13 protein-coding genes are annotated in these 21138 nt (G+C 63.0%); 1 reads left to right on the plus strand and 12 read right to left on the minus strand.

From position 1 onward, the window contains the following. Window position 1: 1 nt before the first annotated feature. Together AC097L_RS05490 and AC097L_RS05495 are read right to left on the minus strand one after the other, a co-directional pair. The gene (locus AC097L_RS05490) at window positions 2-5932 is read right to left on the minus strand and encodes an alpha-2-macroglobulin family protein (RefSeq protein ID WP_479585249.1); all 5931 of its coding nucleotides are present in this window, start codon (window positions 5930-5932) and stop codon (window positions 2-4) included. A 170-nt stretch (window positions 5933-6102) separates the two neighbouring features. Continuing rightward, complete coding sequence (locus AC097L_RS05495; RefSeq protein WP_479585252.1) at window positions 6103-6594, minus strand: MarR family winged helix-turn-helix transcriptional regulator; 492 nt, start codon at window positions 6592-6594, stop codon at window positions 6103-6105. A gap of 47 nt (window positions 6595-6641) precedes the next feature. Between AC097L_RS05495 and AC097L_RS05500 the strand changes: the two genes are divergently transcribed. Next, window positions 6642-8180 (plus strand): FAD-dependent oxidoreductase, encoded by a 1539-nt coding sequence (locus tag AC097L_RS05500; protein ID WP_479585256.1) that lies wholly within the window; start codon window positions 6642-6644, stop codon window positions 8178-8180. Window positions 8181-8243: 63 nt separating this feature from the next. Here AC097L_RS05500 and aspS read toward each other — a convergent pair whose 3' ends face one another. The 10 genes from aspS to serA form a co-directional block, all read right to left on the minus strand. Beyond that, complete coding sequence (aspS, locus tag AC097L_RS05505) at window positions 8244-10073, minus strand: aspartate--tRNA ligase (RefSeq protein WP_479585259.1); 1830 nt, start codon at window positions 10071-10073, stop codon at window positions 8244-8246. Window positions 10074-10153: 80 nt separating this feature from the next. After that, entirely contained in the window at window positions 10154-10798 is a 645-nt protein-coding gene (locus tag AC097L_RS05510) for a DUF502 domain-containing protein (RefSeq protein ID WP_479585473.1), read from the minus strand. A gap of 8 nt (window positions 10799-10806) precedes the next feature. Further along, window positions 10807-11157: an FmdB family zinc ribbon protein gene (locus AC097L_RS05515; protein WP_479585261.1), complete on the minus strand. Its 351-nt coding sequence runs from the start codon at window positions 11155-11157 to the stop codon at window positions 10807-10809. 197 nt (window positions 11158-11354) lie between these two features. Further along, complete coding sequence (gene ubiB, locus AC097L_RS05520; protein WP_479585262.1) at window positions 11355-12938, minus strand: ubiquinone biosynthesis regulatory protein kinase UbiB; 1584 nt, start codon at window positions 12936-12938, stop codon at window positions 11355-11357. Continuing rightward, window positions 12935-13486, minus strand: a complete 552-nt coding sequence (locus tag AC097L_RS05525) for an SCP2 sterol-binding domain-containing protein (RefSeq protein WP_479585263.1) — start codon at window positions 13484-13486, stop codon at window positions 12935-12937. The genes ubiB and AC097L_RS05525 overlap by 4 nt, the downstream gene beginning before the upstream one ends. A gap of 60 nt (window positions 13487-13546) precedes the next feature. Continuing rightward, window positions 13547-14509, minus strand: a complete 963-nt coding sequence (locus AC097L_RS05530) for a Tim44 domain-containing protein (RefSeq protein WP_479585264.1) — start codon at window positions 14507-14509, stop codon at window positions 13547-13549. Window positions 14510-14549: 40 nt separating this feature from the next. After that, window positions 14550-15281 carry a bifunctional demethylmenaquinone methyltransferase/2-methoxy-6-polyprenyl-1,4-benzoquinol methylase UbiE gene (gene ubiE, locus AC097L_RS05535; protein WP_479585265.1) on the minus strand — a complete coding sequence of 244 codons (732 nt, stop codon included), beginning with the start codon at window positions 15279-15281 and terminating at the stop codon, window positions 14550-14552. Between the two features lie 132 nt (window positions 15282-15413). After that, the gene (locus tag AC097L_RS05540; protein WP_479585266.1) at window positions 15414-15827 is read right to left on the minus strand and encodes a gamma-butyrobetaine hydroxylase family protein; all 414 of its coding nucleotides are present in this window, start codon (window positions 15825-15827) and stop codon (window positions 15414-15416) included. Continuing rightward, window positions 15827-19705, minus strand: a complete 3879-nt coding sequence (locus AC097L_RS05545) for a DUF3683 domain-containing protein (protein WP_479585267.1) — start codon at window positions 19703-19705, stop codon at window positions 15827-15829. Before AC097L_RS05545 ends, AC097L_RS05540 begins: the two co-directional genes overlap by 1 nt. A 122-nt stretch (window positions 19706-19827) precedes the next feature. Continuing rightward, the gene (serA, locus tag AC097L_RS05550) at window positions 19828-21057 is read right to left on the minus strand and encodes a phosphoglycerate dehydrogenase (RefSeq protein ID WP_479585268.1); all 1230 of its coding nucleotides are present in this window, start codon (window positions 21055-21057) and stop codon (window positions 19828-19830) included. Window positions 21058-21138 lie beyond the last annotated feature (81 nt).

Below are 21138 nucleotides of genomic sequence, written 5' to 3' on the forward strand. Positions count from 1 at the left end.
CTCACTTCGCCCCAGCCACCCCCACCACCTTCACCCGCGCATTCGGCCACTCGCCAAACATCTCTGGCGCGTACATCGCCTCTACTCTTGAAGGCGGCAGCGCAAAGTCGCCTACGTTGTTCAGCCGGATGGTGTATTCCATCTTGACCACGCCTTTGGGCAAATACTCGTAGTAGCTACGGAAGGACTCGAAGCTGCGTTCCTCAAAAGCGGGCCAGCCGCTGCCGCTGCGCTTTTCGCCCTGGGTCGCTATTTCGGAGTCGCGGCCCAGGCCGCTGCCGAGGATGGTGGCACCGCCGGGCACGGGGTCGGTGATGGCAACCCAGGTCATGTCGGCGCTGGCGTTGACTTCCAGGGTGATGCGCAGCACGTCGCCGCGGCTGTACTGGCCCTTCACTGCCTGCTCCACCGGTTGAATAGTTTTCTTGATCTGGTAGCCCGCATTGAACGGGGCTTTCAGGTCAATGGCGGCCACCGACTGCAGTGTGAGCCAAGGCTTGCCGCTACCTTGCTGGGTGACGCTCAAAGTGTCCTTGCTCCAGGGCAGGAACATGCGGTTGTTGCGCAGGTTGCCGGGGGACGCAGGCGCACCGAAGGCGGTGGTCTGGTGCGGCGTATCGGTGGCTGGCACCCTGTCTACCTTGCTCCAGTCCACGCTGGCCGTGGCGGCACCCAGGGCGGCTTTGGTGACACCGGCCACGGGGGTGGCTTCAAACTGGGCGCTGAATTTTTCCAGCGCCAGGCCACCCCAGAGGTTGGCGGTGGTGGTGCTCCAGGCGCCATGCTGCTGGCGACTGATGAAGCCGTTGGCTAAACGGCCCATGTCGGGCTTCCAGGCGGGGTCGGTCAGCACGGCCAGGATCAGGCGGGCGGTGTTGTCGTCGCCGTTGTGCATCAGCCACCACCAGTAGTCGTCTTGCTCGGTGCTAAAGACCATTTTGGTGCCCTGGAAGCTGAGGCGGGCGCGCAGGATTTGCTGGGCCTCGGCCAGGCGCTCGTCGCGCTTCGGGATGTCGGTCACGCGCTTCAAGATGTTGAGCCAGTCGATCACCGCGTGGGTGGGCCACTGGTTCGGGGCGACGGTGATGCTGCCCAGCATGCGGGCCTGGGCCTTGCCGTAGCGCGAGAGGGCTTCGATGGCGGCCAATTTGCGCACATCGAGATCCTTGCGTGGACTCCAGAATTCGCGCTGGATCTTGCCTTCGACAAACGCGATCAAGCCGCGCTCCATGGGCGCACGAACTTCGTCGCTCAAGGCGAAGGCGAGGTTGATACCGCCCGCCTCGTCCGAGGCGGCTAGCAGGTAGGCGGTGAGCGTGTCGCTGCCCCGATTCGCCTCGCCATCGCGTGGCGGGAAGTAGCTGGCTAGGCCGTCGCTGTCGAGGTAGCTGGGGATCTGGGCGACCACGGTGTTCCACAGCTTGGCATCGCGCAGGCCGATAGCTTTGCTGGTTTTTTGCTCCAGGCAGGCAAACGGGTAGTTGGCAAACCAGTCGCGCACGCCTGGCAGGCCCTCGGCCAAGGTGGGCTGCAAGGCCAGGCGCAAACCGCCCCGGCCCGGCAGCGCATCTGCCGGTGGCGCAACCGGCAACGTGAAGGTGCCATCCACCTGCACCAGGGTGGCCTGCTGCACCGTCAGGGGCACGGCGGGGATGATGCGCTGGCGGATCTTCAGGGCATCGCGCGCGCCGCCCAGGGTGTCTTTGGCTTCTATTTCCCAGAGGATGGCCTCGGCGCGGGTTTGCGCGAGTTGTGCCGGAGCGGTGACGCTCCATGCAACCTCTTTGGCCTCTCCCGCCGGTAAATCCACGGTTTGTTGCTCTAAATTCAATAGCGTGGCGCGCGGTGCAACCAATATCTTCATGGCCTTTTGCGTGGTGTTGCGCAGGGTGATCTGGGCGCGGAACTGGTCGTCTTCGCGCACCAGGGGCGGCAGGCCGCTGATGATTTGCAGGTCTTGCGTGGCGCGGATGCTGGTGGAGCCGGTGCCAAACAAACCTGTGGAGGCATCGGCCACGGCGACGATCTTGAAGGTGGTGAGCGCGTCGTTCAGCGGCACGGTCACGGTGGCCTGGCCGTTGGCATCCAGCTGCACTTTGGGGTTCCACAGCAGTAGCGTTTCCAGCAGTTCGCGGGTGCCGCTGTGGCCCCCGCCGCCGCCTGCGGCCACGGCTTTGCGGCCATAGTGGCGGCGGCCAATAATTTCCATCTGCGCGGTCGACGTCTCCACGCCCCAGGCGCGGCGCTGCAGCATGGCGTCGAGCAGGTTCCAGCTGCTGTTGGGCATCAGCTCCAGCAGCGCCTGGTCGACGGCAGCCAGCGCCACTTCGGCGTGGGCGGCGGGCTGGCCGTTGGGCAGTTTGACGTTGATCGTCACTTTGGCCTGGCCGCGCACGGGGTAGCTTTCCTTGTCGGCCTTGACGCTCACGGCCAGCTGGTGGGCTTGGGTGCCCACGCGGATTTCGGCCACGCCCAGGCGGAATGCCGGTTTGCTCAGGTCCACCAGCGAGGTCGGTGCCACGTATTCACGACCCTCGTACCAGAAGCTGGTCCACCATTCGCGCGGAGCCTTGTAGCCCCAGGTGAAGAAGCTGTACCAGGGCACCTCGCGCAGGCGGCCGCGCAGGGCCAGCACACTCACATACACGTTGGGGCCCCAGCCTTCCTTGATCTGCACCCGCACCGTCGGGTCTTGCCCGTTGAGCTGCACCACCTGGGTCTGGATGATGCCCTCGCGCTCCACGGCCACCAGGGCGGTGGCGAAGCGAAACGGCATGCGCACCTGGAACTGGGCGGTCTCGCCGGGCTGGTAGCTCTTTTTCTCGGGCAGCAGGTCCATGCGGTCGTGGTTCTCGCCACCAAACCAGAGCTCGCCCTGCTTGGTCACATACACGGACGCAGCGGCCTGGATGCGGTTGCCCGCACTGTCTTTGGCGGTGACGACCAGCTCCACCTCGCCTGCCTCGTTCAGCGCGGCTTCGCACAGCAGCAGGCCGCGGCTGTCGCTCTTGCCGCTGCACACTGCGCCCAGGTCTTTGGTACTGGTCTTGTTGTCGTAGGTGTAGAAGCCGCCGACCATGCGCTTGCGGCTGGTGGTGACGATGCGGGCGGTGGCGCGCACTTCCAGCGCCACGTCGGCCTGCGGTTTGCCGGTCAAATCGAGTGCCAGGGCTTGAAACTTGAGCTTTTGGCTGGTGGACACCCAGCCTTCGGTCTTGATGCCTGCGATGACGGCGGCGGGCCACAAGGTTTGGGTGCTGCGGATGGTTTGCACCTCGCCGTTGGGGTCGGAATACGTGGCTTCGAGCAGCAAGTCCTGCGGCTGCGGGCTGGGCGTGAGCTTGTCGATGGTGGTCTTGCCCGCGCCGTTTTTGTCGAGCGTGAGCGGCAACTTGTCGGCCACTACGCGGCTGTCTTCGCTGGCGGTGGCTTCTTCCTCATCGCCCTCCCCGGCGGCCTCGCGCTTGCCGCGTGGCGCGGCGAAGCTGAAGGTTTCGAAGTCGCTGTAACTCAGGTATTTGCCGCGCACCAAGGCCGACACGCGCACCGGCAGGTTGGCCGCGCCTCCCCCGGCCACGTAGTTGATTTGCACATCCACCGGCACGCTGGTGGCGTGGACCAGCGGTTTTTTGTCGCTGGGGGTGACGCGGCCCTCCAACACCGGAAGACGGAATTCTTCGACGCGGAACTGGCCGGTGCTGAAGGTCTTGTCGTCGCCCGGCCCCTTCAGTTCCACGCTGTACACGCCCAGCTTGGCGGCGGGTGGGATGGACCAGGTGCTTTCGGCGCTCTGCCCGCCGGTGGCGGTTTTGCGCCAGACCAGGGGCTGGCTGGTCTGCTGGCCGCTGCCAACGTGGGTGATGACCAGGGTGTCGGGCTGCGTGTCGGCCAGGCCAAAGCCTTTGCGGGTCTCGGTGCGCAGCAGGTGCTTCATGGACACGGTTTCGCCTGCGCGCAGCAGCATGCGGTCGAACACGGTGTGGGCGCGCTCATCCGGCTCTGCGCTGCGGCTGGTGGGCAGGTTGAAGCGCCAGGGCTCGATGCCGCGGTTCCAGTCGCTCCAGGTGAAGGCCATGTCTTCCACGCCCGCCTGCGTGCTGCGGGCGCTGACGAAATAAGCCTGGCTGTAGTGGCCCTCGTCCTGACAATTCGGAGCTTCGGGGTTGATGCCGTCCAGGTAGGCGATGCCCTGGGCGTTGGTGGTGGCGTGGCCCAAGGCGTTACCCCGGCAATCCGACACCTGCACCTGGGCGTTGGCCACGGGCAGGCCCTTGTCCAGCGTGGTGACCCAGGCCAGCGCGTTCTCGCGGCCCAGCTTGAAGTGCACGCCCAGGTTGGTGACCAGGGCCGAGGTGCGGACGAACATGGTGCGTTTGCCGCCATGGCGTTCGTCCAGCAGCGAGGCACCCAGCTTTTGCGAAGCGATTTCGACCACGTGGAAGCCGGGGGTCAGCGGGATGCCCACCACCTCGAAGGGGCGCGGGTCGCCGCTCGCAGGCTGGGGCAGGTCCAGCGTCTTCACCCCCGGCTGGCCTTGCAGCAGGGACAGCATGCGGCTTTGCACGTACTGCTTGCCTTCGTCGGGCAGCACCTTGGGCAGCGGGCCTTTGACCTGGGCGGCGGCCAGCTTGCGGCTGACGTTGTAGCTGTCGAACTGCTGCACCTTGGCGTACCAGGCAATGATGTCCGCGTCGCTGCGGGGCTGCAGGGTGCTTACCTTGCCTGCGCTCCCCTTTTCAGCATTCAAGGCTTGCACTTGCAGCTTGGCCTCCACATTGCGCAGCGTCACCGGCAGCAGCGCCACGCCGTTGGGCTCGGCGAAGCGCTCCACGATGCCAAACGGCGACGCGGCAAACTTAGCCAGCGGCGGCATGGCCCCGGTGCCCACCTGCATCGGGAAACTGTTGGCATTGGCCAGGCTGCGGCCCGAGGCATCTTTGAAGCCTGCGGGCAGGGTTAGCGTGTACTTGGCCTGCTCGGCAAACGGACTTTTGAAAGTGATGCTGCTGACCACGGCCTCGCTATCGCTGTCTTCCGCGTCAAACGTGGGTGCGAGGGTGTCTTTGCCAGAGCTTAGCTTGATGCCTTCCAGCAGCTTGCGGGCCACGGGCGCGTTGAAGGCCAGGCGCATGGGGCGGATCGGCAGGCAGGCGCTTTGGGCGTTTTCGCGCTCGCAGCTGAAGTTGGCGGCAAACGGCGCGCGCACGGTGTAGTCGAAGCGCTTTTCCACCGTATTGGGCACGCCGCTGGGGGTGGCCACGCCTTTGCCGTAGACCAGTTGCACGGTGGCACTGGGTGGCAGGCGGCGGTTGCAGGCTAGGGTGAGGTAGCGCAGCGGCTCCTTGGCGGCGGCCTTGTCCAGCCCCTGGGCTTTGAGCAGCTCGGCCCGGTCCTTGCCGTCCAGCAGGCGCACGGCCACGCGCTCGCCCAGGCCGTCTACCGCGCACCACAGATTGGCCTGCACGCTGGCCAGCGTGGCCGCGCCGTTGAGCATGAGGGTGAAGAACTGCTCTTCGTCGATCTGGTCGCCACCGTCGTACGGACGGATGTTTTGCACAAACGGGCCACCACTATTGAATTTATAGCTGCTAGCGCTTTTGGAATATGCGCTAGGTGCCGATTTGATGCCTAAAACTGGCTGCAGCGTGCAACGTACGCCGGGCGGCAGGTCGTTGGCAAATTCGAACGCCCATTCGCGGTCGCTGGTCCAACGGCCTGATCCTTGGCTGGCCTGCGCGTCGTTGCACTGCAAGGTGGCCGGAGCCGGAGCCTTGGGGTCGCCAAAGTTGACGGCGCTGCCATCAAACTGCACCACCACCTGGCGGATGCGGGCCACCTCGCCCTGGGGCGAGACACGGGTGATCTGGGCGGCTTGGGCCAGGCTGGCGGCTGCGAGCAGGCAGCAGGCGATGAAGATGTTGTGGATACGCACTCGGACTCCCGTTTGAGAGCGGCAAGGGTAGTCGATGGCAAGCACGCTGCCCGCCATCCAGACGTAAAAAAGGCTGATAGTTGTCAGCCTTTTGGGGAAGCTTATGAAACACTAGACGGAGACCACAGAAAAGGACTCAGCCTGGTGCGCCCGCATGTCGTTCATCCGTGTCACTCTGGGGCAGTCAGCGCGTCCCCTTGGATGTCGTTGGCAAACTTGCGCATGAGCCGCACCAGATCCACCACATCCCGCGCGTCCCACGTGGCGAAGATCGCCTGGCCCATCCTGTCCCGTGCAGCATCGACGCGGTCCGTCATGGCTTTACCGTTTTCGGTAATGACAGCCGCGCGGATGCGGCGGTCGCTGGCGCTGGCCTGGCGGTCGACCAAGCCGAGGCTTTCCAGCTTCGCAACCTGCCGACTGACCGTGGTGTAGTCGCGCCCTACCCGATCTGCCAGCTCCACAACGCCGATGGGGCCTAAGCGCTCCACCAAAACCAGCAACGGAAACAGCGCGCGGTCGAGGGATATGCCCGCCTCCCGAACCATCGCCTCGTCACGCTGGGGTCGGTTCATGACACCCACGATCTCCAACAAAGCCCCATGCAGATCGCGAAGCTGGGGATTTATGTGTGTATTTTGCACTTTGTTCTTGACGTTCATTTTTACCCAATCTAACATATGTGCATATTACACATATAGGAGTAGAAATGGAAAAGCAATTTGAAACCGACGTGCTGATTTGCGGCACGGGTGCGGCCGGGTTGACGCTAGCGATAGACTTGGCGCGTAGAGGTATTTCCTTCCGCCTGATCGAGAAAATGGACACCGCTTTCCACGGTTCACGGGGCAAAGGCATCCAGCCGCGAACCCAGGAAATATTCGAAGATCTCGGGATGCTCGACCAGATCGCCGCAGCCGGTGGTGCCTATCCACCCGAACGGCACTACCGCGACGACGGCAGTTTTGCCGACTCGGAAGTGATGGAGCATGCAAACCCCACTCCGGCCGAGCCTTACAGCCAACCGCTGATGCTGCCGCAGTTTCTGACCGAAGGCGTGATGCGCGAGCGTCTGCGCGGACTGGGCCATGGGGTGGAATTTGGCCGCGAAATGATCGGCTTCGAACAAGATATGGATGGCGTCACGGCGCGTCTTGTCGATAAGACTGGCGAAGAGACGCTACTGCGCGTGCGCTGGCTGGTGGGTGCTGATGGGGGGCGCAGCATGGTGCGCCATGCCCTCGGTATAGGCTTTCCGGGCAAGACCCTGGGCGTGCGTGCCGTGGTGGCCGACGTGGTGCTGACGGGCCTGGCGCGCGATGTCTGGCACCGCTTCAGCGACGGTGATATGGCGCGGCAGATCTCGTTCTGCCCGCTCGCCGGTACCGAACTGTTCCAGATACAAGGCCCCATTCCGCTCGAAGGCGATACCGACCTTTCCGCTGAGGGGCTAGCGGCCTTGGTGGCCCAACGAACAGGTCGCGGTGACATCCATATCCAATCCGTGTCCTGGGCATCGGCGTACAACATGAATGCCCGGCTGGCGGACCGTTACCGCGTCGGCCGCGTGTTCCTGATAGGGGATGCCGCCCACATCCATCCGCCGACCGGCGGCCAGGGTCTCAATACCAGCGTACAGGATGCCTACAACCTGGGCTGGAAACTGGCAGCAGTGGCCAGCGGAGCGCCCGACACGCTACTCGACAGCTATGAAGAGGAACGCCGACCGGTTGCGGCTGAGATGCTCGGTCTGGCAACCAAGCTGCTCGACGCGGCAAAACGGGGTGAGATGGGGCGCGGCCGCGCGGTACACCAACTCGATATCGGTTATCCAGAGTCTTCGCTGGCGCTGGAGCAACCGCAACGCGCTGGCGGCCTGCTGGCCGGTGATCGTGCCCCCGATGCGCCGGTCCGGAATGCCGATGGCCGGCCGACACGGCTGTTCGACCTGTTCAAAGGAGCACATTGGACGTTGCTCGGCTACGAGGCACCGCACAGCACGGTGCAAGAACGCCCAGGCCTGCGAATCCATACCTTTGGCCGAGGCGGTGGTATGTTGGACGAGGGACACCACTTTCGTGATGCCTACGCCCCCGTTATCGGCGATTGGGTATTGGTGCGTCCGGATGGCTACATTGGTGCCATCGTAAGCACCCACAATATCGCAAAGCTGGATGGCTACCTCGCGCAGGTAGGGTGCGGTCCGGTGACACCAGCCATGGCCAGCACGGAGTCCGCGCGCATCTGATACGCGCACAGCCCCTATCGGAAAACACCGCACGGCTGGCTCCGCCAGCCTGCGGGTGTGCAGTTACGCCGCAGGAGCGCGCAGGCGGATGTGCAGTTCGCGCAGTTGCTTCTCGTCCACCGTACTGGGCGCTTGCGTCAGCAAGTCCTGGGCGCGCTGGGTTTTGGGGAAGGCGATCACGTCGCGGATGGACTCGGCACCGGTCATCAGCGTGACCACACGGTCCAGGCCAAATGCCAGGCCGCCGTGCGGAGGCGCGCCGTATTGCAGTGCGTCCAGCAGGAAGCCGAATTTGTCTTGGGCTTCCTCAGGCGTGATCTTCAGGGCATCAAACACCTTTTGCTGCACATCGGCGCGGTGGATACGGACCGAGCCACCGCCCATCTCCCAACCGTTCAGCACCATGTCATAGCCCTTGGAGATGCATTTCTCAGGGGCCGTGACCATCCAGTCCTCGTGGCCGTCTTTGGGGGCGGTGAAGGGGTGGTGCGTGGCGGTGTAGCGCTGCGCATCTTCGTCGAATTCGAACATCGGGAAGTCCACCACCCACAGCGGTTTCCAACCCTTTTCGAACAGGCCATTTTTTTTGCCGAACTCGCTCAAACCGATCTTGATGCGCAGGGCACCGATGGCATCGTTGACGATCTTGGCCTTGTCGGCACCAAAGAAAATCAGGTCGCCGTCTTGCGCGCCGGTGCGGGCCAGCACTTCTGCCAGGGCCTTGTCGTGGATGTTCTTGACGATCGGGCTTTGCAGGCCCGGCCACCGAAGGGCCTGCGTCCCTGGGCCCTTGGCCAGGTCGTTGACACGGATATAGGCCAGGCCCTTGGCACCGTAGATCTTGACGAACTCGGTGTAGGCATCGATTTCGCTGCGGCTGATGCCACCGCCCTCGGCTGAGCCACCGGGCACGCGCAGGCCGACCACGCGGCCATTCTTCATGGTGGCCGCACCCGAGAACACCTTGAAGTCCACGTCGGCCATCACGTCGGTGAGCTCGGTGAATTCGAGCTTGACGCGCAGGTCGGGCTTGTCGGAGCCATAGCGGTGGGCGGCTTCCTGGAAGGTCATTACCGGGAACTCGCCCAGGTCCACGCCCAAAGTGTTCTTGAACACGGTCAGGATCATCTCCTGGAACATGTCGCGGATTTCCTGTTCGGTGAGGAACGAGGTTTCGATATCGATCTGGGTAAATTCAGGCTGGCGGTCGGCGCGCAAGTCTTCGTCGCGGAAGCACTTGGTGATCTGGTAATACCGGTCGTAACCGGCCACCATCAGCAGCTGCTTGAACAGCTGCGGGCTTTGCGGCAACGCGAAGAACATGCCTTCGTGCACACGGCTAGGCACCAGGTAGTCGCGCGCGCCTTCGGGGGTTGACTTGCCCAGCATCGGGGTTTCGATGTCGATGAAACCGTGCGCGTCGAGGAACTTGCGCACTTCCATAGATACGCGGTAGCGCAGCATCAGGTTGTTTTGCATGTACGGACGGCGCAGGTCCAGCACGCGGTGCGTGAGGCGGGTGGTCTCGCTGAGGTTTTCGTCGTCGATCTGGAACGGCGGGGTAACAGATGGGTTCAGCACCACCAGCTCGTGGCACAGTATCTCGATCTTGCCGCTTTTCAGGTTCTCGTTGACCGTGCCGTCGGGGCGCGCGCGCACCAGGCCCTTGATCTGCACGCAAAACTCGTTGCGCAACGATTCGGAGACGGCAAACATCTCGGCGCGGTCCGGGTCGCAGACAATTTGCACATAGCCTTCGCGGTCGCGCAGATCGACAAAAATCACGCCACCGTGGTCACGGCGGCGGTTCACCCAGCCGCACAGGGTGACGGTTTGGCCCAGCAGGGCTTCGGTCACAAGACCGCAGTAGGTGGTGCGCATTTGAGATTGCATGGCTTTTTTTTCTCGCGCCTCTTGGGGCGCATGGGTTGCAGGAAAGACGGGGCCACCATGGCCCGCGTTACTGGCTGGTTTTAAGAGGCCTTGGGGGCCTGGATCGGTTTGGGTGCGGACGGAGCCACGCCGTGGGGCACGACTACGCCCATCGAGACGATGTATTTCAAAGCCTCGTCCACGCTCATTTTCAGCTCGATGCAGTCGCTGGCCTTGAGCATGATGAAGTAGCCGCCGGTAGGGTTAGGCGTGGTGGGCACGTAGATGCTGAGGTACTCGCCTTGCAGGTAATTGGCCGCATCACCGCCGGGCACGCCGGTCACAAAGGCAATGGTCCAGGCACCGTCGCGTGGCCACTGGATCAGCACGGCTTTGCGAAAAGCGTTGCCGCTTTCTGAAAATAGCGTGTCCGACACCTGTTTCACACCCGAATAAATCGAGCGCACGATAGGAATGCGGTGCAGCAAGTTGTCCCACCAGCCGACCAGCTTCTTGCCCACAAAGTTGCTCGCTACCGCCCCCACCACCAGCAGTGTGCCCAGGGCCAGCAGCACGCCAAAGCCGGGAATATGGAAACCCAGCAGTTTGTCGGGCTGCCAACTGTCGGGCAGGATCAGCAGGGTTTGGTCCAGCGTGCCCAGCACCCATTGCAATACCCAGACGGTGATGGCCAGCGGCACGATGACCAGCAGGCCCGACAACAGCCACTTGCGGATAGAAGCCATCATGGATGTCAGGCCGCCGGGGTGCTGCCGCCGGACGGCGCGGGGGCCGGAGCCGGGGCGGGTGCAGGCGCAGCCGCCGGGGCTGCTGCCGTTTCAGCGGGTTTGGCCGCCGGGGCATCGGTGGCAGGCTTGCCGTCTTCAGCCTTGGGGGTCGGGGCCACCGCCGCACCGCCACTGCCATTGCGAAAATCGGTGACGTACCAGCCAGAGCCCTTGAGCTGGAATCCGGCCGCGGTGACCTGTTTTTGCAATGCTGCCGCGTGGCAGCTAGGGCAATCGGTCAGCACCGCGTCGGACATTTTTTGCAATACGTCGAATGCGTGCCCGCAGGACTCGCATTTGTAAGCGTAGATAGGCATAACGTAGAAATTATTGGAACACCCCCAGGCTGCGCTGCGCTGCGCCACCCCCCTTGCAGGGGGCAATACCAGTGGCCCGGCAAAGCCGGTTCCACGGTATCTCTGGGGCACGCGTCGTGTCTTCAGCCGGGAGTTGGGTGGTTTTGCAGTTGCAAAGCTTTTGATTATAGTTTGCGCAGCTGAAAACCCTGCCCGGGCTAGAACAGGAATGGGGATACGAGCAACATGCGCATGGCCAGCAGGCCCAGGCCAAAACCAATGGCTCCGTAAACCAGGCCGTGCAGCAGGCGGTTGGTGCGTTTGTGCTCGGCCAGCAACTCTTCCATCAGCTTGCGCTGGTCGCCACCCCGATCGGCCCCGCCCCCTCGCTTCAAAAAGTCCACCAGCAGGCGCGGCAGCTCAGGCAACAATTTGGCGTAACGCGGGGCTTCGTTTTTTAGTTGCTCGATAAAGGCTTTGGGGCCGATCTGCTCCAGCATCCACTTTTCCAGGAAGGGCTTGGCGGTGTTCCACAGGTCCAGCTCTGGGTCGAGGTCTCGGCCCAGGCCTTCGATGTTGAGCAGGGTTTTTTGCAGCAGTACCAGTTGCGGCTGGATTTCGACCTGGAAGCGGCGCGAGGTCTGGAACAGGCGCATCAGCACCATGCCCAGCGAGATTTCCTTCAAAGGCCGGTCAAAGTACGGCTCGCACACTGCGCGGATGGCGGCTTCCAGCTCGTCGACGCGGGTGGTGGCGGGCACCCAGCCAGACTCGATGTGCAGCTCGGCCACGCGTTTGTAGTCACGGCGGAAAAAGGCGGTGAAGTTTTGCGCCAGATATTCTTTGTCGAACTCGGTCAGTGTGCCGACGATGCCGAAGTCCAGCGAGATGTAGCGGCCAAAGGTGGCGGGCTCCACCGACACCTGGATATTGCCCGGGTGCATGTCGGCATGGAAAAAGCCGTCGCGAAACACCTGGGTGAAGAAGATGGTTACGCCGTCGCGGGCCAGCTTCTGGAAATCCACGCCCGCTGCCCGCAGCCGCTCGGTGTGGCTGATGGGAATGCCCACCATGCGCTCCATCACAATGGCTTCGGTGGCGCACAGGTCCCAGAACATCTCGGGGATCAGTACCAGGTCCAGGCCTTCCATATTGCGGCGCAACTGGGCGGCACTGGAGGCCTCGCGCACCAAGTCCAGCTCGTCGTGCAGGTATTTATCAAACTCGGCCACCACTTCCAGCGGTTTGAGGCGCTTGCCATCGTCCGAGAAGCCATTCACCCAGCCCGCCATCATGCGCATCAGGCCCAGGTCTTTTTCGATCGCGGGCAGCATATTGGGGCGCAAAACCTTCACCGCCACGTCGCGCAACCTGCCGTTGCGGTCTTTCAGTACCGCGAAGTGCACTTGGGCAATGGACGCGCTGGCCACCGGCGTGTGGTCAAAGCTTTCAAAAATGGCAGCCAGAGGCTTGCGAAAAGCCCGCTCGATGGTCGCCACGGCAATGGACGACGCAAACGGCGGTACCCGGTCTTGCAGCCGCGCCAACTCGTCCGAAATATCCGGCGGCAGCAGGTCGCGGCGGGTGGACAACACCTGGCCAAACTTGACGAAGATGGGGCCCAAGCGCTCCAGCGCCTCGCGCAGGCGCTGGCCGCGCGGAGCCTCCAGGTTGCGGCCAATCGACAGCACGCGGGCCAGCAGTAGCAGCCAAGGCTTCTTGAAACTGGTCAGTACCAGCTCGTCCAGACCGTAACGTAACACGATCCAGACAATGTACGCCCCCCGAAAAATCCGGCTCATGCAGCGGCCTTATCGGTCTTATCGGCACCAGGGCGCTTGGCGATGAATTGGCGCAAGGTGCTGGCGGCGCTGCGCACCACATTACCCACGGTGTGGGCCGTGGTGTCGCCCACGACGCGCGACAGGTCTTCTTCCAGATCCCAGCGCACATGGTCTACCAGCCAATTGACCTCGGCCGCCAGTTGCACATCCCCTTCGATGCGCACACCAGGCTTGCCCGCGCTCAGCGCCTGCTGGGCCAAAGCCAAAGGTGAGGTCTCAGAAATGGTAAGCGTGAGGTCGGCGCGCATGCCGGGCGTGGCACGGTCCAGCAAGCCCGCAGGCGTTGCCACCAGAGCCATGTGGAAGCTGCGCCACTGCATCAGCACCACGCGGCCCTTTTGACGGGCCAGGCGCGCGGTGGCTTCGGGCTCTTGCTGCAACACGTGGTTGAGCAGCAGAACGATGCGGTTTTGCACCTCGTCCACCACCCAGGGGGGCGGCTGCAGCGTGGCGCTGGCGCGGGTGAAGAGGTTTTCGAGCAAAGAAAAGGGGGACTGTGTTGCCATAGTCCCCCATTATCCGGGATAGTTGCTTGTCTCCAGAACGCAAGCGCCCTTGACCAATCGCTATTGCAGGGCTTGTACGCCCGCCACCAGCCAACCGCTGGCGCCGCTTTTCGGTTTGGTCATATTCCAGACTTCGCGGAACGGGCTGGGGCCGGCCGACGGCTCTTCGCGGATCATGCCGGAGAACTCGACGCTGGCCATGTAATCGTTACCCAGGTCTTCGATACCCAGTAGTTGGGCATCCAGCATCACCACGTCGGTTTTGTTGGTGTGGCCACCGGTATGGGTTTCGCGGTCGGTCAGTTGGGCTTGGATTTCGCCCAACATGGTGTCGGTCATCATGGCGCGCAGGGACGAAATATCGGAGCGGTCCCAGGCCGATTGCAGGGTAATGAAATTGTTTTTGGCGGCGCGCAAAAAACCTTCGGAATCAAAGCCAGCGGGCGCACCCCAACCTTGCGGACCGGCCAGCGCCGAACCAATCATGGAACCGCCGGACTCCGCAGGCGCCATATGGCTGCTGCGCTCAAACGGCCGTGCCGAGGCATCGTTTCCTACGTTTTCGGGCAAATACGCCGGGGCAGCGCTGGGCGCAGCCGCGCCCTGAAAGGCAAACGGACTGCCCGGCGAAGCGCTGCTGGCAGCCTTGCGCGAGCGGATAAAGCCCCACAGCAGCATGCCCGCCAGCACGACCAGACCAATCATCAGGAACTGGCCCATTTCTGCGCCCAGGCCCATGGAATGCGCCAGCCAGGCCAGGCCGACACCTGCCGCCAAGCCCCCCAGCATGGCACCCCATGGGCGCTTGGGAGCAACTGCGGGCGCAGGTACTGCGGCGGGAGCCGGACGGGCCACGTTGGTGGCGTTTTGCGTGGGTGCTACGGGCGCAGGGGCTGCCTGGCGCTGCGTCACATTGCTGGACTGCCGCCCCATCGAGCGGCCGCCACCCAAACGCGCAGCTTCGGCATCGAAACCTGCGGCCAAGACCATCGTGGCGGCCAAAACCAATGCCCAAACTTTCATACTAGCTCCATTTATTGTTATAGATTAGACCGGACTACGCTCAACACTTGATCCCCACATGCAAGGCCACCATGCCTCCGGTAAGGTTGTGGTAGTCGACGTGGCCAAAGCCCGCGGCCTGCATCATGGCCTTGAGTTCTTTCTGGCCGGGGTGCATGCGGATGGATTCGGCCAGGTAGCGGTAGCTGGCATCGTCGCCCGCCACCAGCTTGCCCAGTTGCGGCAATACCTTGAAGGAATACCAGTCGTACACCTTCTCCAGAGGTTGGGCCACCTTGGAAAACTCCAAGACCAGCAGCTTGCCGCCAGGCTTGAGCACGCGGCACATCTCGGCCAGGGCCACGTCTTTATGGGTCATGTTGCGCAAGCCAAAGGCCACGCTGACGCGGTCAAAGCTGGCATCGGGGAAAGGCAGTTTTTCGGCATCGCAGACCATGGTGGGTAGCACCACGCCCGCATCCAGCAGGCGGTCGCGGCCGGTGCGCAGCATGGCCTCGTTGATATCGGTATGCACCACCCGGCCGGTCGCGCCGACCTTTTTGGCAAACGCTATCGCCAGGTCGCCGGTGCCGCCTGCGATATCCAGCACCTGGTGGCCTTCGCGGATGTCAGCCACCAGGACGGTGTAGGCCTTCCAGGTGCGGTGCAGGCCGGCCGACATCAGGTCGTTCATCAGGTCGTATTTGGAGGCGACAGAATCGAACACGCCGCGCACATGGCGGGCCTTGTCGCTCTCGTCAACCGACTGGAAACCAAAGTGGGTAGTGCTCATGTTTGTATACTAAATCAGAAAGGTGGCACAGCACAGCGACAACCCTGCACCGCACAGGGAATTTAAAGAAAATCGGCCTCTAGCGCATGTTGCATATGCGTCAACTGCTATATATTTTATAGCAAACTGATTTTAGTGGCTACCGCATCCTTTGGCCACTTTGCCGGGCATGGGCGTATCCCGGCTGGCACCGGCTGAGGCCAGGCGGGCTTCGTAGTCGGCCCACAGCTTATCTTGCTCTCTGCCCAGAAAATACAGGTACTCCCAGGTGAAGATGCCGGTGCTGTGGCCATCCGAGAACGCGGGCTGCACGCCGTAGTTGCCCACCGGCTCCAGGCCGTTCAACGTGACTTCGCGCTTGCCGGTTTGCAGGGTTTCCTGGCCCGGACCGTGGCCCTGCACTTCGGCCGACGGCGAGTACACGCGCATCAGCTCGAACGGGATGCGGAACACCGCGCCGTCGGAAAACGTGACTTCCAGCGCCCGCGACAGGCCGTGGACGGTGATGTCTTTGGGGGTAGGCGCGCCCGCCTTGAGGCCGGCCATCAGACCAAAACCCGCTCAATGCCGCCGTGGTTGGCTTGCGCCACGTAAGTCGGCAGCCAGTCCTTGCCCAGGATCTGGTTGGCCATTTCGACCACGATGTAGTCGGCCTCCAACAGGCCGTTTTGCAGGTCGTTGCCGTAGCGGCTCAGGCCCTGCAGGCAGCTGGGGCAGCTGGTGAGGATTTTCACGTTGTCCTTTTCGGTCAGGGTGCCCATGGCGCGCAGCTTGGTTTCGTCGTTGCGCAGCTCTTCTTCCTTGCGGAAGCGGATTTGTGTGGAAATATCGGGCCGGGTCACACCCAAGGTGCCCGACTCGCCGCAGCAGCGCTTGCTCTCCAGCACCTGGTCGCCCAGCAGCGCCTTGACCGTTTTCATCGGCTCCTGCAGCTTCATGGGCGTGTGGCAGGGGTCGTGGTAGAGGTAGGAGCCGCCGTTGTTGAGCGTGATGCCTTTTTCCAACAGGTATTCGTGGATGTCGATGATGCGGCAGCCGGGGAAGATCTTGTCGAACTGGTAGCCCTGCAGCTGGTCATAGCAGGTGCCGCAGCTCACCACCACGGTCTTGATGTCCAGGTAGTTCAGCGTGTTGGCCACGCGGTGAAACAGCACACGATTGTCGGTGATGATCTTGTTGGCCTTGTCAAATTGGCCGCTGCCCTTTTGCGGGTAGCCGCAGCACAGGTAGCCGGGGGGCAACACGGTTTGCACGCCCGCATGCCACAGCATGGCCTGGGTGGCCAGGCCCACCTGGCTGAACAGGCGCTCAGAACCGCAGCCGGGGAAGTAAAACACCGCTTCCGACTCGCTGGTGGTGGCCACCGGGTTGCGGATGATGGGCACGTAGTCGCTGTCTTCGATATCCAGCAGGGCGCGCGCGGTCTTCTTGGGCAGGTTGCCCGGCATCTTCTTGTTGATGAAGTGGATGACCTGCTCCTTGATGGGCGCGGTGCCCACCGTGGCGCGCGGTGCGGCGGTCTGCTTCTTGGCGAAGCTGCGCAGCAGGTCGTTGGCCAGGCGCTGGGCCTTGAAGCCCACGCCGACCATCGCGGCGCGTGCCAGCTTGATGGTTTCGGGGTTGGTGGCGTTCAGGAAAAACATGGCGGCGGCGTTGCCGGGGCGGAAGGTCTTTTTGCCCATCTTGCGCAACAGGTTGCGCATATTCATGGTCACGTCGCCAAAGTCGATCTTCACCGGGCAAGGGGTTAGGCACTTGTGGCACACGGTGCAGTGGTCGGCCACGTCTTCAAATTGCTCCCAGTGCTTGATGCTCACGCCGCGGCGAGTCTGCTCTTCGTACAAGAAGGCTTCGACCAGCAAGGAGGTGGCCAGAATCTTGTTGCGCGGGCTGTACAGCAGGTTGGCGCGCGGCACGTGGGTGGCGCACACGGGTTTGCATTTGCCGCAGCGCAGGCAATCCTTCATGCTGTCGGCAATCGCGCCAATGTCGCTCTGCTGCATGATCAGCGACTCGTGGCCCATCAGCCCGAAGCTGGGGGTGTAGGCATTAGTCAAATCAGCCTCTAGCGCATGTCCCGCCTGCGCATGCAGCTGCGAATTTCGTAGCAACTTGCCTTTGTTAAAGCGGCCTTCGGGGTCGATGCGCTGCTTGTAGTCGGTGAACGGCTGCATCTCGGCGTCGCTCAGAAACTCCAGCTTGGTGATGCCGATGCCGTGCTCGCCCGAGATCACGCCGTCCAGGGATCTGGCCAGCGCCATGATGCGTTTGACGGCACCGTGCGCGGTTTGCAGCATCTCGTAGTTGTCGCTGTTGACCGGCAGGTTGGTATGCACATTGCCGTCCCCAGCATGCATGTGCAGAGCCACCCAGACCCGGCCCTTCAAGACCTTTTTGTGGATGGCCGTGGTTTCAATCAGGATGCCCTTGAAGGCCGCGCCGGTGAAGATGTTTTGCAAACCCACGCGAATTTGCGTCTTCCAGCTGGCACGCAGCGTGTGGTCTTGCAGCTGCGGAAACAGTGCCTCCACCCCGTCCAGCCAGCCCTGCCACAAGGCGCGGGTCTCGGCCACCAGGGCCTGGGCTTGGGTAACCCGCTCCTCTAGCAGCTCGGGCGACGGCACATCGCCGTCTTCGTCGCCCTTGCCCAGCGGTAGATTGCCGCGGCTGAAGAACTCTTGCAGTGCATCACACAGCTCCAGCTTGTTTTGCAGGCTGAGTTCGATGTTGATACGCTCGATGCCGTCGGTGTACTCGGCCATGCGCGGCAGCGGAATCACCACGTCTTCGTTGATCTTGAAGGCGTTGGTGTGGCGGCTGATGGCCGCGGTTTTCTTGCGGTCCAGCCAGAATTTCTTGCGTGCCTCAGGGCTGATGGCGATGAAGCCTTCGCCCGCTCTTGAGTTGGCGATGCGCACCACTTCGCTGGTGGCACGGGCCACGTCGTCGGCGTTGTCGCCCGCAATGTCGCCAAACAAGGCCATCTTGGGCAGGCCGCCGCGCTTGGACTTGGTGGTGTAGCCCACGGCCTTCAGGTAACGGTCGTCCAGATGCTCCAGCCCGGCCAGCAACACACCGGTGCGCTTGGCTTCAGCGAACATGAAGTCCTTGATCTCGACGATGCTGGGCACGGCGTTCTTGGCATCGCCAAAGAACTCCAGGCACACGGTGCGGGTGTGCGCGGGCATGCGGTGCACCACCCAGCGGCCGCTGGTGATCAGGCCGTCGCAGCCCTCTTTCTGGATGCCGGGCAGGCCGCTCAAGAACTTGTCGGTCACGTCCTTGCCCAGGCCTTCTTTGCGGAAGGTGCGGCCCGGGATGTCCAGGCGCTCGGTGCGAATCTTGGTTTTGCCGTCGGCCTCGAAATACTGCAGCTCGAAGCTGGCCGTTTCCACGTCGTGGATCTTGCCCAGGTTGTGGTTCAGCCGGGTGACTTCCAGCCACTGCGCGTCGGGCGTGACCATGCGCCACGAGGCCAGGTTGTCCAGCGCCGTACCCCAGAGCACGGCCTTCTTGCCACCGGCATTCATGGCGATGTTGCCGCCGATGCACGAAGCCTCGGCCGACGTGGGATCGACCGCAAACACGTAACCACCGCGCTCGGCCGCATCGGCCACCCGCTGGGTCACCACACCGGCTTCGCTGAAGATGGTGGCCACGGGATGGTCCACGCCGGGCAGCATGCGCATCTCCACCTCGGTCATGGCCTCCAATTTCTCGGTGTTGATGACTGCGCTGTTCCAGGTCAGCGGAATCGCGCCACCGGTGTAGCCGGTGCCGCCGCCGCGCGGAATGATGGTCAGGCCGAGTTCGATACAGCCCTTGACCAGCCCGGCCATTTCCGCCTCGGTGTCGGGGGTCAGCACCACGAACGGGTATTCGACGCGCCAGTCGGTGGCATCGGTGACGTGGCTCACGCGGCTCAGGCCGTCGAACTTGATGTTGTCCTTGGCGGTGAGCTTGCCCAGCACACGCGCGGTCTTGCGGCGCAGGTCGGCCACCTGGACGAAGGTTTTGCCGAACTGGTCCACCGCCGCCGTGGCAGCCACCAGCAACTCGCCCACCAGGGCATCGCGCTCGCTATTGGCATCCGGATTGCGGCGCTTGCCCACCTCGTCGAGGCGGTGGTGCAGGGCATCGACCAGTTGCTTGCGACGCTTGGGGTTGTCCAGCAGGTCGTCTTGCAGATAGGGGTTGCGTTGCACTACCCAGATATCGCCCAGCACTTCGTACAGCATGCGGGCGGATCGGCCGGTGCGGCGCTCCTGGCGCAGGCCGTTCAGGACATCCCAGGCACGCGTGCCCAGCAAGCGGATGACGATTTCGCGGTCGGAAAACGAGGTGTAGTTGTACGGAATTTCGCGCAGGCGCACGGCTTCAGGGGCCTGCGCCAGCAGGGTGGACAACGCGGTGGGTGCATTCATGGGGGGAAAATAACCTGGGGTGGGCACAGCGCCCATGGGCCTGGGATGACAGTCGGATAGCGATTTTAGGGCAGCGGACTTTTACCCCGCCGACGGCGGGTTGTCGGGAAACGACAGTTAAATCAGAACAAAACGCGGCTGCGGATGGTGCCGGGCACCGCTGCCAGCTTTTCCAAAGCCAAATCACTGGATTCCGCGTCAATATCAATCACCACATAGCCAATCTTCTCGTTGGTCTGCAAAAACTGCGCGGCGATGTTGATGCGGTTGTCGGTAAACACCTGGTTCACCGCCGACAGCACGCCCGGCACGTTGTGGTGGATGTGCAGCAGGCGGTGCTTGCCAGAATGGCTGCTGAGGGCCACCTCGGGGAAGTTGACCGACGAGGTGGAGGTGCCGTTATCGCTGTACTTGACCAACTTCTCCGCCACTTCCAGGCCGATATTGGCCTGCGCTTCGATGGTGGAGCCGCCCACGTGGGGGGTCAGGATTACGTTGTCCAGGCCGCGCAGGGGCGACTGGAACTCGTCTTTGTTGCTGCGCGGCTCTTCAGGGAACACGTCGATGGCGGCACCCAGCAGCTTTTTGGCCCGCAGGGCAGCGGCCAGCGCGTCAATATCCACCACCGTGCCGCGCGCGGCATTGATTAAAATGCCGCCCTGCTTCATGGCGGCGATCTCGGCAGCGCCGATCATCCACTGGGTGGAGGCGGTTTCGGGCACATGCAGGGTGACGATGTCGCTTTGGCCCAGTAAATCGTGCAGTTTGCCGACCTGGCGTGCATTGCCCAGCGGCAGCTTGGTCACCACGTCATAAAAGCAGACCTGCATGCCCATGGCTTCGGCCAGCACCGACAACTGCGTGCCGATGGAGCCGTAGCCCACGATGCCCAGGGTCTTGCCCCGGATCTCGTACGAATTTTCGGCCGACTTGAGCCAGCCGCCGCGGTGCGCCACCGCACTTTTCTCAGGTATGCCGCGCAACAACAAAATCGCCTCGGCCAGCACCAGCTCGGCCACCGAGCGGGTATTGGAAAACGGCGCGTTGAACACGGCAATGCCGCGCTCCCGGGCGGCTTCCAGGTCGACCTGGTTGGTGCCAATGCAAAAGCAGCCCACGGCCACCAGCTTGTGTGCATGGGCAAACACCTCTTTGGTGAGCTGGGTGCGCGAGCGGATGCCGATGAAATGCGCGTCGGCGATCTTCTCTTTCAGCTGGTCCTCGGGCAGAGCGCCGGGCAGGCTTTCGATCTGGGTGTAGCCCGCACTGCGCAACACCTCCAGCGCCGAAGGATGCACGCCTTCCAGTAAGAGAAACTTGATCTTGCTTTTGTCCAGAGAAGTCTTGCGCATGCGGTGCCCGGCGTCAGAGTGGGAGGGGAGGACGATGCTAGCATGCTGCGCCGCAGCAAATAGGGCTGCCGCCCGCACGGC

The sequence above is a fragment of the Rhodoferax sp. RT5P35 genome (assembly GCF_056521385.1).

Bases quoted from the DNA above. Each gene is read 5' to 3' on its own strand.
- AC097L_RS05545 (WP_479585267.1), bottom strand. From the start codon at position 19,705: ATGAATGCACCCACCGCGTTGTCCACCCTGCTGGCGCAGGCCCCTGAA.
- AC097L_RS05540 (WP_479585266.1), bottom strand. From the start codon at position 15,827: ATGGCCGGCCTCAAGGCGGGCGCGCCTACCCCCAAAGACATCACCGTC.
- AC097L_RS05530 (WP_479585264.1), bottom strand. From the start codon at position 14,509: ATGAAAGTTTGGGCATTGGTTTTGGCCGCCACGATGGTCTTGGCCGCA.
- AC097L_RS05525 (WP_479585263.1), bottom strand. From the start codon at position 13,486: ATGGCAACACAGTCCCCCTTTTCTTTGCTCGAAAACCTCTTCACCCGC.
- aspS (WP_479585259.1), bottom strand. From the start codon at position 10,073: ATGCAATCTCAAATGCGCACCACCTACTGCGGTCTTGTGACCGAAGCC.
- AC097L_RS05495 (WP_479585252.1), bottom strand. From the start codon at position 6,594: ATGAACGTCAAGAACAAAGTGCAAAATACACACATAAATCCCCAGCTT.
- AC097L_RS05510 (WP_479585473.1), bottom strand. From the start codon at position 10,798: ATGGCTTCTATCCGCAAGTGGCTGTTGTCGGGCCTGCTGGTCATCGTG.
- ubiE (WP_479585265.1), bottom strand. From the start codon at position 15,281: ATGAGCACTACCCACTTTGGTTTCCAGTCGGTTGACGAGAGCGACAAG.
- AC097L_RS05500 (WP_479585256.1), top strand. From the start codon at position 6,642: ATGGAAAAGCAATTTGAAACCGACGTGCTGATTTGCGGCACGGGTGCG.
- ubiB (WP_479585262.1), bottom strand. From the start codon at position 12,938: ATGAGCCGGATTTTTCGGGGGGCGTACATTGTCTGGATCGTGTTACGT.
- AC097L_RS05515 (WP_479585261.1), bottom strand. From the start codon at position 11,157: ATGCCTATCTACGCTTACAAATGCGAGTCCTGCGGGCACGCATTCGAC.
- serA (WP_479585268.1), bottom strand. From the start codon at position 21,057: ATGCGCAAGACTTCTCTGGACAAAAGCAAGATCAAGTTTCTCTTACTG.